The organism is Ruegeria sp. AE3, assembly GCF_056542225.1.
In genome coordinates this window covers 58,591-73,074 of sequence record NZ_JBQFZL010000009.1, presented here as the reverse complement: position 1 = coordinate 73,074, position 14,484 = coordinate 58,591, and the positions used below count along the sequence as shown (strand labels likewise).

The 14,484-nt window shown below is 57.0% G+C and carries 13 protein-coding genes; 12 read left to right on the top strand and 1 reads right to left on the bottom strand.

What is annotated here, in order from left to right:
• Positions 1 to 14 precede the first annotated feature (14 nt).
• From glcE to ACR0NZ_RS15355, 6 genes are all read left to right on the top strand, one after another.
• A complete protein-coding gene (gene glcE, locus ACR0NZ_RS15380; RefSeq protein WP_480520070.1) occupies positions 15 to 1,115 on the top strand; it encodes a glycolate oxidase subunit GlcE in 1,101 nt (366 codons plus the stop codon).
• A gap of 4 nt (positions 1,116 to 1,119) precedes the next feature.
• Entirely contained in the window at positions 1,120 to 2,433 is a 1,314-nt protein-coding gene (gene glcF, locus ACR0NZ_RS15375) for a glycolate oxidase subunit GlcF (protein ID WP_480520068.1), read from the top strand.
• Between the two features lie 120 nt (positions 2,434 to 2,553).
• Complete coding sequence (locus tag ACR0NZ_RS15370) at positions 2,554 to 3,345, top strand: trypsin-like serine peptidase (RefSeq protein WP_480520066.1); 792 nt, start codon at positions 2,554 to 2,556, stop codon at positions 3,343 to 3,345.
• Positions 3,342 to 4,157 (top strand): trypsin-like serine peptidase, encoded by an 816-nt coding sequence (locus ACR0NZ_RS15365; protein ID WP_480474709.1) that lies wholly within the window; start codon positions 3,342 to 3,344, stop codon positions 4,155 to 4,157. Before ACR0NZ_RS15370 ends, ACR0NZ_RS15365 begins: the two co-directional genes overlap by 4 nt.
• A 122-nt stretch (positions 4,158 to 4,279) precedes the next feature.
• A complete protein-coding gene (locus ACR0NZ_RS15360; RefSeq protein WP_480520064.1) occupies positions 4,280 to 4,747 on the top strand; it encodes an Hsp20 family protein in 468 nt (155 codons plus the stop codon).
• Positions 4,748 to 4,918: 171 nt separating this feature from the next.
• The gene (locus ACR0NZ_RS15355) at positions 4,919 to 5,845 is read left to right on the top strand and encodes a DMT family transporter (protein ID WP_480520062.1); all 927 of its coding nucleotides are present in this window, start codon (positions 4,919 to 4,921) and stop codon (positions 5,843 to 5,845) included.
• A gap of 170 nt (positions 5,846 to 6,015) precedes the next feature.
• On the opposite strand, the gene ACR0NZ_RS15350 is transcribed toward ACR0NZ_RS15355, so the two are convergent.
• Positions 6,016 to 7,491 carry an NAD-dependent succinate-semialdehyde dehydrogenase gene (locus tag ACR0NZ_RS15350; RefSeq protein ID WP_480520060.1) on the bottom strand — a complete coding sequence of 492 codons (1,476 nt, stop codon included), beginning with the start codon at positions 7,489 to 7,491 and terminating at the stop codon, positions 6,016 to 6,018.
• A gap of 286 nt (positions 7,492 to 7,777) precedes the next feature.
• Here ACR0NZ_RS15350 and ACR0NZ_RS15345 point away from each other — a divergent pair, with 286 nt between their 5' ends.
• Genes ACR0NZ_RS15345 through ACR0NZ_RS15320 form a run of 6 tightly spaced genes read left to right on the top strand, consistent with a single transcriptional unit; the run spans position 7,778 to position 14,483 of the window.
• Positions 7,778 to 8,857, top strand: a complete 1,080-nt coding sequence (locus ACR0NZ_RS15345) for a hypothetical protein (RefSeq protein ID WP_480520057.1) — start codon at positions 7,778 to 7,780, stop codon at positions 8,855 to 8,857.
• A 4-nt stretch (positions 8,858 to 8,861) separates the two neighbouring features.
• A complete protein-coding gene (locus tag ACR0NZ_RS15340; RefSeq protein WP_480520055.1) occupies positions 8,862 to 9,278 on the top strand; it encodes a hypothetical protein in 417 nt (138 codons plus the stop codon).
• The gene (locus ACR0NZ_RS15335; protein ID WP_480520053.1) at positions 9,271 to 10,389 is read left to right on the top strand and encodes a hypothetical protein; all 1,119 of its coding nucleotides are present in this window, start codon (positions 9,271 to 9,273) and stop codon (positions 10,387 to 10,389) included. The genes ACR0NZ_RS15340 and ACR0NZ_RS15335 overlap by 8 nt, the downstream gene beginning before the upstream one ends.
• Before the next feature lie 55 nt (positions 10,390 to 10,444).
• On the top strand, positions 10,445 to 12,376 hold the full coding sequence (locus ACR0NZ_RS15330) for an AAA family ATPase (protein ID WP_480520051.1): 1,932 nt from the start codon (positions 10,445 to 10,447) through the stop codon (positions 12,374 to 12,376).
• Complete coding sequence (locus ACR0NZ_RS15325; protein ID WP_480520049.1) at positions 12,373 to 13,149, top strand: hypothetical protein; 777 nt, start codon at positions 12,373 to 12,375, stop codon at positions 13,147 to 13,149. The genes ACR0NZ_RS15330 and ACR0NZ_RS15325 overlap by 4 nt, the downstream gene beginning before the upstream one ends.
• The gene (locus ACR0NZ_RS15320) at positions 13,146 to 14,483 is read left to right on the top strand and encodes a DUF6638 family protein (RefSeq protein ID WP_480494527.1); all 1,338 of its coding nucleotides are present in this window, start codon (positions 13,146 to 13,148) and stop codon (positions 14,481 to 14,483) included. The genes ACR0NZ_RS15325 and ACR0NZ_RS15320 overlap by 4 nt, the downstream gene beginning before the upstream one ends.
• Position 14,484: the final 1 nt, after the last annotated feature.

Here is a 14,484-nt window from a genome sequence, read left to right as displayed (position 1 = left end):
AAAAGATGAAGCCAATGAGACCTGAGACTGAGGCCGATCTGGCAAAGCTGGTGGCCGGGTTGGAAAACCCTGTACGCATTGTCGGAGGCGGGACGCGTGGAATTTTCGGTCCGCATGCAGAAATCGAAACCGGAGCTTTGCGCGGTATCACGCTATATGAACCCGGGGCGCTGACCCTTGTTGCACGGGCAGGGACGCCTTTGGCCGAGATCACGGCGACGCTGGAAGCAGAGGGCCAGCACCTCGCATTTGAGCCGATGGACCATCGCGGATTGCTGGGGACACGGGGTGAACCGACCATTGGCGGTGTCGTCGCGGCCAATATTTCGGGCCCGCGACGGATTCAGGCCGGGGCCTGCCGGGATTTTCTGCTGGGGGTGCGCTATGTCGATGGGCGCGGGCAGGTGATCAAGAACGGTGGCCGCGTCATGAAGAACGTCACCGGGTACGATCTGGTCAAATTGATGGGCGGGTCCTGGGGTACTTTAGGGGTTTTGACCGAGGTCTCGCTGAAGGTGCTACCCAAACCGGAACGGGCGGCAACATTGTCTGTTGCGGTTCGGGATGCTGGCACTGCGGTTCGGGTGTTGTCCGCTGCACTGAGATCGCCGTTCGAGGTAACCGGGGCTGCGTATGATCCCGACGCCGGGAAAGCCCTGCTTAGGGTCGAAGGCTTCACGGATGCGGTCGCATATCGTACAGGCAGGTTGACGGCTGAACTGTCCCGGTTTGGGGAGATTTCAGAAGAAGCAGATGCAGACACGCTTTGGGTTGGTATCCGCGATGCTCATCCGTTTCAGGGGCAGGACGGGGATGTCTGGCGGCTTTCCGTAAAACCCGGAGATGCGGCCGAAGTTTCAGCGCGTGCTGAAGCGGATCAGTTGCTTATTGACTGGGGCGGCGGGCTTGTCTGGCTGCGCGTCCCGAAAGGTACGGATCTGCGCGTGCGGCTTGGAGTGTTTTCCGGCCACGCGACACTTGTGCGAGCGGATGCAGAAACGGTCGCGCGACTGGGGCGCTTTCAACCGGAGAACGCGGCCGTCTCGACCCTGACAAATGGATTGCGCGCGAAGTTTGACCCACGTGGTTTGTTCAATCCGGGGCTGATGGGATAGGTTTATGCAGACATCATTCACAGAACGGCAGTTGCAAGACCCGGCAACCAAACGCGCGAACGAAATTCTGCGAAATTGCGTCCATTGTGGATTCTGCACGGCAACATGTCCGACCTATCAGGTTCTTTGCGACGAGTTGGACAGCCCGCGCGGGCGCATCTATCTGATCAAGGATATGCTCGAAAACGAGCGGCAGCCCGATGAAAAGACAGTCAAACATATTGACCGGTGCCTGTCCTGTCTGGCTTGCATGACCACTTGCCCATCAGGTGTGCACTATATGCATCTGGTCGATCACGCGCGTGAATATATCGAGGCGAATTACAAGCGCCCTTTGGCGGATCGTATTTTGCGTTGGGTTCTGGCGCAGATCCTGCCCTATCCGATGCGCTTTCGCTGGGCCCTGATCGGGGCTAAACTGGGTCGCCCGTTCCGGTTCTTGATGCCAGATGCCCGGTTGCGAGCCATGCTGGACATGGCGCCAATGAACATTCCACCGGTCAGCCGCAACGATGATCCACAAAACTTTGCGCCCGAAGGCGAGCGGAAAAAGCGGGTGGCCCTGATGACGGGATGCGCGCAGAAAGCGCTGAATACCGACATTAATGACGCCACGATCCGTCTGCTGACCCGGCTTGGATGTGAGGTTGTGGTGGCTGAGGGTGCTGGATGTTGTGGAGCACTGACCCATCACATGGGCAAGGTGAAAGACAGCCATGCAGCCGCAATCGCCAATATCAGGGCCTGGATTCGCGAGATGGACGGCGACGGATTGGACGCCATCGTGATCAATACCTCGGGCTGTGGGACGACAGTCAAGGATTACGGGCATATGTTCCGAAACGACACGCTCTCGGATGATGCTGCGCGGGTCTCGGGTATTGCGATGGATATCAGTGAGCTGGTTATGCAGCTGAATTTGCCCGAAGGGCGTGATCAGGACCTTACTGTTGCGTATCACGCAGCCTGTTCACTGCAACATGGGCAGAAGATCAAGACCTATCCCAAAGACCTGCTGAAACGTGCCGGGTTCAAAGTGGTCGAGCCCGCCGACAGCCATTTGTGCTGCGGTAGCGCAGGGACTTACAACCTCATGCAGCCGGAAATCTCGGGTCAGTTGAAGCAGCGTAAAATAAAGGCACTGGAGGTCAAGAAACCCGATATCATCGCCGCAGGCAATATCGGCTGCATGATGCAGATCGGGTCCGGCACCCAAGTGCCAGTCGTTCATACGGTCGAGCTGCTGGATTGGGCGACAGGGGGGCCAAAGCCACCCGCCTTGCAACGGGCAGAGGGCGCTGTTCCCATATTGCGATGAGCCGCCCTGATGCCGACCCACATCATTTCCTCAGGAAATTCCCCTGTACACCGATCGCCCTATTTTCGCCCAACGGGGCACGTACGACAAAAGCTTCAGAGTGAGTCTCCGGAGACCCGAGTGCGCAACTGGATTAAGGCGATTGTGCTTTGTGCTTTGCCGATGGCGGCTACAGCACAGGACACCAGGCTGGAAAGCCTGGAGACCTCGGATTCCGGGCGCGAATGGATGGCTGTCGGGCGTCTGGATATTGCCGGAAAAGGGTTTTGCACCGGAACGCTTGTGTCGCCGACCCTTGTGCTGACAGCTGCGCACTGCCTGTTTGACAAGGTTTCCGGGCAGCGGGTGAACCCGTCCGATATCGAATTTCTGGCCGGGTGGCGGCTGGGCCGCGCTCTGGCTTATCGAACGGCAAGACAAGCTGTAATTCACCCGGATTATCAATTCAGTGCCGAGTCGTCGACGGACCGTGTCGGCGCGGATGTCGCCCTGATCGAGCTTTGGCAGCCGATCCGCAACACATCGGTCATTCCGTTTGAATCAGGAGATCAGCCCCGCCGGGGTGCGGAGGTGGGTGTGGTGTCATATGCGCATGACCGGTCGGAAGCACCTTCGTTGCAACAGGTTTGTTCGGTCATGAACCGGCAGGCAGGCGTTATGATCATGTCCTGCGACGTCGATTTCGGATCTTCAGGGGCACCGGTTTTTTCCTTTACAGGCGCGCGCCCTCAAATCGTGTCGGTTGTGGCGGCAAAGGCCAGCATGGATGGCCAGAGCGTTGCGATCGGCACTGCGGTTGAACATTCGCTGCAACTGCTGCGCGACGAGCTGTCTGCCGGGCATGGATTTGGATTGTCGACCTCCGGTTCAAGTACCGGCAAGAACGTCGGTGCAAGGTTTGTCAGGCCATGACCAAGGTCTTATTAATTTTGCTTTTGGGCCTGAGTGTTCTGGCGACCGCATCCCATGCGCAAGCCAACAAACGCAAGCTGACAGACCGGGATGACCTTTATGGTTGGGAAGCAATCGGGCGGCTGGATGTGCGCGAAGAGTCCTATTGCACAGGTACGCTGATCGCGCAGGACATGGTGCTGACCGCTGCCCATTGTGCTGTGGACCGCCGTACCGGGGAAACATACGCGCCCAAAGACATCACGTTTCGTGCGGGTCTGAGCAACGGCAACGCGTTGGCCGAACGTCAGGTCACGCAGATTGCGGTTCTGCCCGGCTACGCTTCAAATAACCCGCTTTCGCACGAAGGTGTTCGGATGGATGTCGCCCTGATGCGGCTGAATGAGCCCATTCCGTATTCGATTGCCGATCCTTTCGTGTTGCACAGCGGGCGAGTTTCGGGAAACGAGATCAGCATAGCCTCGTATGGGCGCGGACGATCCGAGGCGATCACGCGCGAAAGGTCGTGCCGCGTATTGGATCGCAGGCAGGGCCTGATCACATTTGATTGCGACGTCACCTTCGGGTCTTCCGGATCCGCCATTCTGGTAAAAAACGGTTCGCGCTGGCAGGTTTTGTCCGTGGTTTCAGCGGTAGGCACCAACGGTCGAAGAAAGGTGGGGTTCGGCATGGAGCTTGACGGAATAGTGGCCGAGCTCAAGTCCATCATGCGGCGCGATGCGCCAAAACCAACAGCTACGATCCGCCGGTTACAGGCTGGGTCCGGCGCGTCCGGGTCTGGCGCGAAATTCATCAGCTCCGGCGGGGGTTGAACTCGGTCAAATCGCTTCCCATGTCACTGATATCGGATCGCCACAACGGGGTCCGTCATCAACATTGGTCCGTCCAGCCGGAGGGCCAGATCGTGAATCGCTCAAAAATGAGGATATGACACATGCGTACATTTGATTTTGCACCGCTGCACCGCGCCACCATTGGCTTTGACCAGATCGCCGACATAATGGATCGTGTTCTGACCAATGATGTGGCACAGCCAAGCTATCCACCCTACAACATCGAAAAAACCGATGTCGACACTTACCGTATCTCGGTGGCCGTCGCCGGTTTTTCAGAAAGCGACCTGTCCGTTGAAGTGAAAGAAAACGCGCTGGTTGTTGCAGGTAAGAAGGCATCCGAGGACAAGAGCCGCAGCTATCTGCATCGCGGCATCGCAACCCGCGCGTTCGAGCGTCGCTTTGCGCTGGCCGATCACGTCCGTGTCACCGGTGCAAGCCATGAGAACGGAATGCTGAACATCGACCTGAAGCGCGAAGTGCCCGAGGCACTGAAACCGCGCCGGATCGAAATTACCTCGGCTAAAGCCATCGAAAAAGATGTGGTTGACGCCAAGGCCGTGAACTGAGGCTTTGAAAGCCTAGCGGCAGTCTCCTCCTCCCGGACTGCCGCAACACCCGCGCCCCGCGTTCCTCCAGACGCGGGGCGTTGTTTTTTTGATGAAAACGCCTTTGCATATCAAAGCGTGGGCCCGGTAAACTCCGCTACACTAATCGCGAACCTGTGCTAGAACTTGCAGATGTCGACGACATCCACGCAGACTAGACCGGCTATTCCTCAACCGCTTGCGGTTGTTGGCGTTCTTTTCGCTTCAATTTGTTTCGGGCTTGTTCCCTATTTCAGCAGGGGGCTGACCGAGCAGGGCGTCGCACCTTTCGCGGTCGCATTCTACCGCTACATCGTTCCGGCGGTTTTGTTACTGCCAGTTCTCGTCGTACATCGAACAGCCTGGCGCGAGATTTGTTGGGGTCTTGCGGTCGGAGTGGTGATGGGGCTTGGCTGGATCGGATATGTCACAGCCCTAAAGACATTGCCCGCATCGACTGTGGGCGTGCTCTATATGACATATCCGGTTTTCACGTTGATCATTGCGTGGGCTTTGTTCGCCGATACTCCCACAAGGCGTGCGATTCTTGCTTCTGGTCTCATAATTCTGGCTGCCATCATAGCAGGCTCGCCAGCATCCGTTCCCGTCGAGCACATTCCTACGCTTTTAATCTCGCTGGCGGCGCCATTTGGTTTTGGCTTCGGGATTTCTGTTCTGGTCCACAGGTTGTCCCGAATTGCGCCACTTGCACGTATCGCCTCGGTATCTCTGGGATCGGTACTTGGGCTTTTGCCTTTGATGCTGAATGCAGACGTTTCCACGCTGCTTCCTGAAGGTCAGTCCGATTGGGTTCTGATCATTGGAATTGGATTGGTCACGGCGCTTGTGCCGCAGCTTGTCTACACGATCTGTTCGCCGCTGATCGGCGCTTCTCAAACTGCGGTTGTCGGAAGCATTGAATTGCCCACGATGTTTGCAGTCGGGTTCTTTGCGTTTGGAGAAGCGATCACAACTGCGCAAGCCATAGCCTGTGCTTTGGTCTTAGGGGCGATTGCAATAACCAGAAGTCGGGTGACGCGCACCGTAACGACCGTGATAGCGAAAAACGAAAAGACGTAAGTTTGGGATCGTATCGAGCCCCATACGAAAAGTTCCTGCGATGCTTGCGCGTGGGGAATTCATGCTTGGTGAAATAAGTTTATTTCCTAGCCGCCACCGGTTCGTTTGACCCGAACAACGCCTCGCCTGCGGGCAGAATGGCCACCGCCCCAAGGCGATGGCCCGCCAGATCAGACCGACATGCAGACGTATTTCATCTCAAGATAGTCTTCCATGCCGTGATGGCTGCCTTCTCGGCCCAGACCGGATTGCTTGACGCCGCCGAACGGGCCCAGCTCAGTCGAGATGATGCCGGTGTTCACGCCGACAATGCCATATTCCAGCGCCTCGGCCACTTTGTAGACGCGGCTCAGGTCCTTTGCATAGAAATACGAGGCCAGTCCAAAGATCGTGTCATTCGCCATGGCGATCACGTCATCTTCATTCTCGAACTTGAACAGCGGTGCCAGCGGGCCAAAGGTTTCATCCTGCGCCACCATCATGTCCTGAGTCACGCCGGTCACAATGGTCGGCTGAAAGAACGTACCGCCCAGATCGTGAGGCAATCCGCCGGTCAGAACGGCGCCGCCCTTGTCCGTGACATCCTTGATATGCTCTTCCACCTTGGCGACCGCATCGGCATTGATCAGCGGGCCGGTTGTGGTGCCCTCGGTCAGACCGTCGCCGATTTTCAGGGCTTCAACTGCCGCTTTCAGTTTGGCAGCGAACGCGTCGTAAACACCGGCCTGTACATAGATGCGGTTGGCGCAGACACAGGTCTGGCCGTTATTGCGGAATTTGCACAGCATCGCGCCTTCGACGGCTGCATCCAGATCGGCGTCATCAAACACGATAAAGGGTGCATTGCCGCCCAGTTCCATCGAGCATTTCATGACCTGATCAGCAGCTTGCCGCAGCAGGATACGCCCCACCTCGGTCGAGCCGGTAAAGGTCAACTTGCGCACACCGGGGTTTTCGCAGAACTCCTTGCCGATCTCGCTGGCCTGGGATGAAGGCACCACGTTGAACACACCAGCTGGCACGCCGGCTTGTTCCGCAAGAAGCGCCAGAACCAGCGCGGACAGTGGTGTTTCTGCCGCCGGGCGGGCAACAAAGGCACACCCCGCCGCCAGCGCTGGCCCTGCCTTGCGCGTGATCATGGCGTTTGGAAAGTTCCAGGGTGTGATCGAAGCCGCCACACCAATGGGCTGTTTCAGCACCATGATCCGCTTGTCGCGCTGATGTCCCGGGATGGTCTCGCCATACACTCGCTTGGCTTCTTCACCGAAAAACTCGATGAAGGACGCGCCATAGCCGATTTCGCCGATGGCCTCAGCCAGCGGTTTACCCTGTTCTGCGGTCAGGATCTTGCCCAGATCTTCGGCGTTCTCCATCATCAGGTCGAACCAGCGCCGCAGGATCGCCGCACGTTCCTTGCCGGTCAGCTTGGCCCATTCCTTTTGCGCGGCCTCGGCCTGTGCAATTGCTCCGGCAACCTGCGCCCGGCTGACATCGGCCACTTTGGCCACCACATCGCCCCGGGCCGGGTTGGTCACGTCGAACGTTCCGTTGTCACCATCCACCCACTGACCACCGATATAGGCTTTGGTTACAAGCAAGTCAGGGTTCTTCAGAATTGATTTCAGATCAGTCGTTGCGTCCAGCATGTCATTCTCCGCGCAGAAATTGAGTTGGCGCACCCAATCAGGTGTTGAAGACTTTGTCTATGTCCACCGATGCGTGCCGATCAGCCCAGTTTTGATCAAATTATTTTTGGACCCAATCGTTGCAGCATAGTCGCAGCGTTGAGTTCTACGTCAGGTTGCGATCACGCGGCTTTTCTTTCCACCCCAAGTTTGCCAGAGTTTGCGTGATTTTTGGACTCAAGGGGATGTAAATGATCGTAACATTTCCTATCTTATTGGGTAATTAAAGAAAAAAAGGACAGCAGAGATGTCGAACCAGCAATTCGAAGCGCTCATCAAAGAAACGCAAACGAAAGTGCGCGAAAGCCAGTCGCAGATTGAGGGGCTGACCTCGCGCATCGAAGCGGCGCGGGCCAAGATTGGAACGGCCGAGGCCGATATCGACATCGAAAATGCCACGCTCGAGGATGTTCACGCCCACACTGAGGTGATGAACGCCAACATCGCCGAGCTGATCATGGGTCTGGACGATGTTACCAACGCGTTTTCCAAGGATTTCGACGAGATGCGCTCGAAAACCGGGTGGGAATCGTTTGTTGGCATCTTTTCCAAGGGTAAATCCGAGTCGCTGCGGCAAGAGCGGATGCGCACGGCCAATATCGACGACAAATTGCAGGACCTGATCGCCAAATCCGATGTGATCGTGAAGCTGCTGCAAGGGCAGCTGACCGTGCTGGAAGAGCAACGTGTAAAGGTCGAGGACAACCTGACAGGCACGCTGGACGATCGCGAGGCAACCGTGGCCGAGCTGGAAGCACTGCGGGCCGAGATTCAGGACATGGACCCGGCGATTATCACGCTGGAGAACAAGATCAGTGTCGAACAGGACGCCGCCGCGCGGACCCAGCTGGAAACGCAGCTGGCCGATCTGAACAAGCAATACAACGCCAAGGTTCAGGAAGAGCAGGTCAAGTTGGCCAAGTCTCAGACACTGGAGCGTTATATCGAAAAGGGTAAGACCTGGGTCGATTCGCTCCAGAACCAGGCGGCGACGCAGATGGTGCTGATCAACAAGCTGCAAACAGACACGCAGCAGCGCGTGGTGCTGTATGACGCCCTGACCAAATCGCTGAAAACCGCGCAGCAGCAGGACGTGGCCCACCGCATTAACGAGATCGGTGTGCAAACCGACCAGGAGGCTCAGACGGCAATGGCTGCTATTGGTACCGCGACCAACCAGAAAATGGCCGACATGCTTGAGGCGCATGAGGACCACATGGTCTTTGCCCGCGACGTGCTGGAGAAAAAGGCCAAAGCGGATGAGCGGTTCGCGCGCCGATTTGCCTCGATTGTCGAGAAGCATGACAAGAATTTGTATGGGGGATGAGTGCGTGCGTTATTCTGCGCGAGAAATCTCTCTAGCCGTATTGGCAGTTATAACGGTGGCCCTAACGATTGCGTTTGGCGTCGGGCTGATTGCAAATATCCCAACTTTAAGTGTGGTTGCGATTTGGACCATGCTACCCAGTCAGCTTCTGATTGCTTACTTTGTGAAATCCTCATCAGACGCTGCTGAGGGTTGGGGGGGCGAGTTTACATTTGGAAAAGCAATCTTCTCAAAAGCTCTCTGGCGAAAGTATGGAAAGGAGTGGGCATTGCCTTTTGCAGGTATGTTCCTAGGAGCTCCACTGTTTTTGCGGTGGGGGTTGCCGGTGAGCGGCGTTGTTGGGCTCTACCTCTTCATTTTTGTGGCTCAACTTGAAGACTGCAGGGCAAAAATTTCCGCTCGCGTATGCGCAAATGACTAACCCCAGCCAAGACCATGTCGGCTTGACTGACACCTTCGCCTCGCGTCGCTATTTCCGCAAATTTGAGGTGATCACTGTCCATCTTCTGCGTGTGGCCGCGACGATGGAGGCGGAGGGCGCAATCAGCAAGCAAGAGGTGCGGATCGTATCGCGCTACCTCTCGGGGCTGCTCTACACCTTTCGCGCGCTATCCATGAAATACCTGTTGGTCGGGCGCGATACGGGGCGGTTCTTTGGCAGCCTCGCGATGGACAAGCGCGACAGCGGGTTTCCGGTGGCGGCCGAGCTTTTGACCATGGCCAATGACGCGCAGCAGGCGCAGGTGCATCTGGCGAATATGCCCTCGGAAGATGACCTGAAAACCGACATGGTCCGCACGATCATTGGCGACCGGGAAATTCCAACCAAGCTGCAATTTGCGCTGTCGCAAAGGCTCTATTACGAAGAGTTGCTGAAGGGTCAGCTGTTCTGGGCCCGGAACGATCCTGAGTGCCACTGGATCGGGAATGTAGGCGAACGGCGCAAGTTCATGATCCACTGGGCGGTCTATGACAGCCAGATCAACCTGCCCGTCATCTATCTGATGCAGCTGGAGGACAAAGGCAAAACCGCCCTGCCCAAGGATCAACGCCGCTGGCCCGAAGTGCAGGCGCATCTGATGGCGCAATCCTTGGGCGGGCTGAAACTGGTGACGATCGCCAAGGGCTTTGATCAGGATTTCAACGACCTGCACCCCAAACACCTGCGCCGCATTCATGTGGGTCCGATGTATTCTTCGGCCTTTACCGAACAATCCGGCCCCTTGCGGCAGGTGCTGGAGGATGCGCAATCTCCGCAAGGTCAGGATTGGGCGCTGGCCTGGACTACCGAAGAGTTGCACAGCGAAGAGGTCATCGAGGAACGCGCTGGCTGGTTTTCAACTGTCGAGCGCGAGGTTTTTGCGCTGGATCCTTTCGGCGGGCAGGGGGCCGAGACGGGAGCCACCCGCACCCAACGGTCAATCATCCTGCCACAGCGCCCGTTTCAGGTGCTGGCCGAACGCAACCCGCCGGGATTCGCAGATGTGCGCAAGTTCGTCGTCAGCAATGCAGGGCAGGTTTTGAGGTACTAATTTTCGCCTTCGGCGAGAGTATTTTTGAAAAGATGAAGCAAGGGCGGTTTTTTAGATGAGTTTGACGTCAGATCAGATGGAATTGCGCGAAGACGATATTCGCAAGCACTACCCGGCAGCGACCGCTTTGCTGAATGGGTTCGAACATGCGCCGCGGATCGCCAAAGCCGTGGAAACCACTGTTGAACGCTCGCCAGGCGTGTCAACCGGTCGGCGGTTTCGCTCGACGACACCGGGGTTGGTGACACGCCGCACCGTGCGCGCAGACGGGGTGCATCTGGTTGAGAGGATCGAAGCCTCGGACGATGGTGACGCCTTGGTTTCGCCGCCGCAGGCAACTGCACAACAGGCGATCCGCCGCGCCATCGCAATCGCTTTGGCCGTGGCCGACACTTATGCGGAACAGACCCCGCTTGCCGATCTGAAACGCGCGAACCTTGCCGGGGATCTGCCTACCGCGCGGAAGACCGAGTTTTCAGAGGTTCTGACAGCCGAAGCGCTGATCACGATGCACACGTTCGGCAATGCGCTGGCCTATCTGTTGTCCTCGCATCTGGGTGAGACCACGGTTGATATTGGTGAGATCGAAGAGGTCCTGACAGACAACGGCCAACTTGCCCTGCACGGCGCGTTGTGGGAACTGGACCAGACGCTGGCCAAATACGCCTCGGACGATGCCCACCTGATCGCCGCCACCAGTGCCTATGCCGAGCAACTGATGGAGAAGTCAGCCCTGCGCGCAGGGTCCGCAGGTTACCTGGCCCCGTTCCAGAACGCAGCCTGGCATGTAGAAGCCGACGATCTGACGATCCGGGGGTTCGAGCCGGCCTCCAAGGCCAAATCCACCACCTTGACCATGACGTTCAAGAAGCCGAACGAAGTGGTCGGCAACCATATCGCCAAATATCAGGCGATGAAGCTTGCCAAGATGGTGATGGCCTATGATTTCGACCGCCGCCTGAACCCGTTTGCGGAACTTGGCGGGTTCATCTTTACCTTCATGGGTGACGGAAAGCCGGGCACCGGTAAGACCACGCTGATCCAGATGATGGCCGGGCTGATCAACGAGTATTGCCAGAACGCAGGCTATCCGTTCCGCTATCAGAACCTGAGCACCGACAATATCGACAGCTATCAGGGCAAATCCGGCCAGAACGCCAAGGCGTTTATCAACACGATCATCGACCCCTTGGTCATCGGCTTTGGCACCATCGACGATATCGACCAGCTGGCGGGTAAGCGCGGTGACCGGCAGTCGTCAGCCGGGCAGTTGGAGATCACCGCCGTTCTGATGGAGAGCTTTGCCGGTGCCAACACCGTCGTGCGCGGCAACTGCACCTTTGGTATGTTTTCGAACTACCCCGAGAATGTGGACGACGCCCTGCGCCAGCGGGCGGGCGCGCGGTTTCTGGTGGACGGGCCGCAAACGCGCGAGGATTACATCGACATCCTGCACCTGTTGATGGGCCGCAATCACGACATTCCACTGGGCGAACACGAGGCCTATGCCGCGCAGGAAATCAAGAAAGCCGTCGCCGCCAGTTTCGAAAGCCATTCCCGCCCGCATGAGGATGCTTTGTTGCAGGTCTACGACCGGGTCTCGGGCGAGATCGGTCAGATGGACACGATCGCCAAGCTGGGCACCTACCTCAAGGCGATCCAGCAAGCGGATGAGCGGTTCACCGGCCGCGCGATCAAGAACATCACCGACGCGGTCAAGGTCCGCGCGATGGATTTCGAACTGCCCGACGAATGGATGGAGAACCCCGACCTGTTCCTGTTCCGCGACTACGATACCAAGAAGGCGATGATCGAGGACCTGCGCCAGCCGATCACGGTGGAAATGGTGATGCAGGAGATCAACCGCTACGCCGACAGCGAATTCCGCTATGCCGACAAGAGCGACGAGGTCGCCATCGAAAACGCGGTGCGTGAGATGGGCCGGATGGAAGAGGCCAAGCGGCGGTTTCTGGAGGGGAAGGGGTGACGGAAGTAAAAGGGTTTCTCCGTTTCGATGAAATGCTGATCGAGGGGCGGCACCTTAAAGGTGTGCCTGCTGATCAGGCAGCATTCATGTCTCTTCTTCTTTGCGCTTACAATGAGGTGAACACGCTTCTCAGATTGTATTCATTGAATGCCCGCGAAATCTCCGACCCAAAACCTGCTTATCTGGTTTCACTCAGCACAAAGATGTTTTTAGCTAGGACTCTTTCCGCGAAACTCTTTGAAGTTGTTGAGCTTTTGAAGGGAAAGCAAAAGTGGAATAAGACCGATGATCTAATCATTAAGAACTTTTCGACCAATAGTCTTGACCAGTTCCAAAAACTGCAAAGCGATGATGGCTATCGCATCGCTCGTACCCTACGGAGCGAATGCACTAACCACTACTCGCTGACCGCTGCGCGAAAAAGTGTTTCTAGCTTGGAAGATGACCTAGATCTCACGTTCTTTATTCATAAGACGGAAGGTAACTCCTTCGCCCTCGCGGGTGAACGGGTGGTTTTTGATGAACGATTCCGCGTAGGAACGCTACCAAAAGGCGAAAATGATGACACCAATCCCTTTGAGACTTGGATGGACTGGACGCTGTCTGCCGTAAAGTGGCTAAAAAACATCTGTGCAGAGTTCGTGTTTTTGGTTTTGCCTGACAGTGCGACAAGTCGAATAAAGCGAAATCAGATGTACTGGCCGGAAGGTGATGTGGTCGGTGACTTGAATAAGTCATTTGCGCCGATTTTCCTTAGAGAGAAAAGAGCATGATCCGCCTCATCGAAAAAGGCCTGATGTTTGGCAACCTCGTCCACATCTCCAGCCCGGCCTTAGTCGAGCGGTATAACCGCGCGCTGCAGCATCTGGCGGGCAAGACCACACAGCTTTCGGATTTCCATGTCGATATCTCGGGTTATTCGCCGGAGGTGGGGATTGAGCTGGAGGACGAGCTCTACCTTAACCCCAACGGGGTCAACCGGCAGTTTATCCTGCTGACGACCGAGCAGAAACGCGCACCGTTGCTGAACGTCAAATTCTCGACCTCGCGCGATATCCTGCGGGAATTCATCGAGATGAATGAGGCGCAACTGTTTGCCCTGACCGCCACCGACGCGGTGGCCGGAGAGCTGGTGAACTCGGTCTTCAAACTTAGCAGTCCCCGCGATCTGTTTAATCTGCGCAAGATCGAGATTGAGGCCGACACCGCAGGCGGCACCTTGCGCAAGGCGCAGCAGCTGGCGGGCATGGTCGAACAATTCAAAACCGCCGAGGACGCCTGGTTCGACGATGTGCTGATCGCGAAGATGATAGAAACGGCCAAGGAAACCGGCGACGTCACGCGCAACCCCGTCCATCTGCGCCACACGGATTTTGAGCAACGCAATTTCTGGACGGCGCATTTCGGCGGGCTGTACCTGTTCCCGGATCTGGACCACCCGGCGGCGATCTGCATGGGCGAAAAGCCTGACGATTTGCCGATCAAATACGTTTTTGACCCGTCGCAGCGGAACCAGATTGCAAAGTTTCTGGATTACAATGATCTGGTTGAACCTATCGTCAAAGCGCGCGGCGTAGATGCCGCCGCAATCCTGCAGCAGAAGATGGATTTTCTGACTGTCGACGCGGCGGCGGATGCGGATGTCGACCTGACCGGGCTGGACCGAAGCGATATGCGGCGGTTGGCGCGCAATCACTCGGATCGCTTGCCCGAAGCCTATCACGGCCTTGCGCAACTGCTGCGCTGGGCAAGCGATGGGGGGCCGTGGCCGCGTATCACGTCGGATCATCCGGCTTATTTCTACACTTTGCGCGCCGCTGACACGCCGAACCGTGATCTGGTGAATATGCTGTTGGCCGAATTGGCCCCGCTGGATCCACGCCAGATGTTCATCTGCCACAAAGAGCTGTTCTATAACACCTATTCCAGATGGCCCGAGAGCAAGAAAGCCTATGTTGCCGACTTCCTCGCGCGCGAGTATCAGGTGGACAAGCAAGGGGCCCGTGCCGCGCTGTTCGGCCATGAGCCGGACATGAGCGGCGAAGACCGGGTCAGCGATGACATAATCGCGCGGGTCGGTCCGTGGGGTTCGGTAAGGAAAGGCTGAG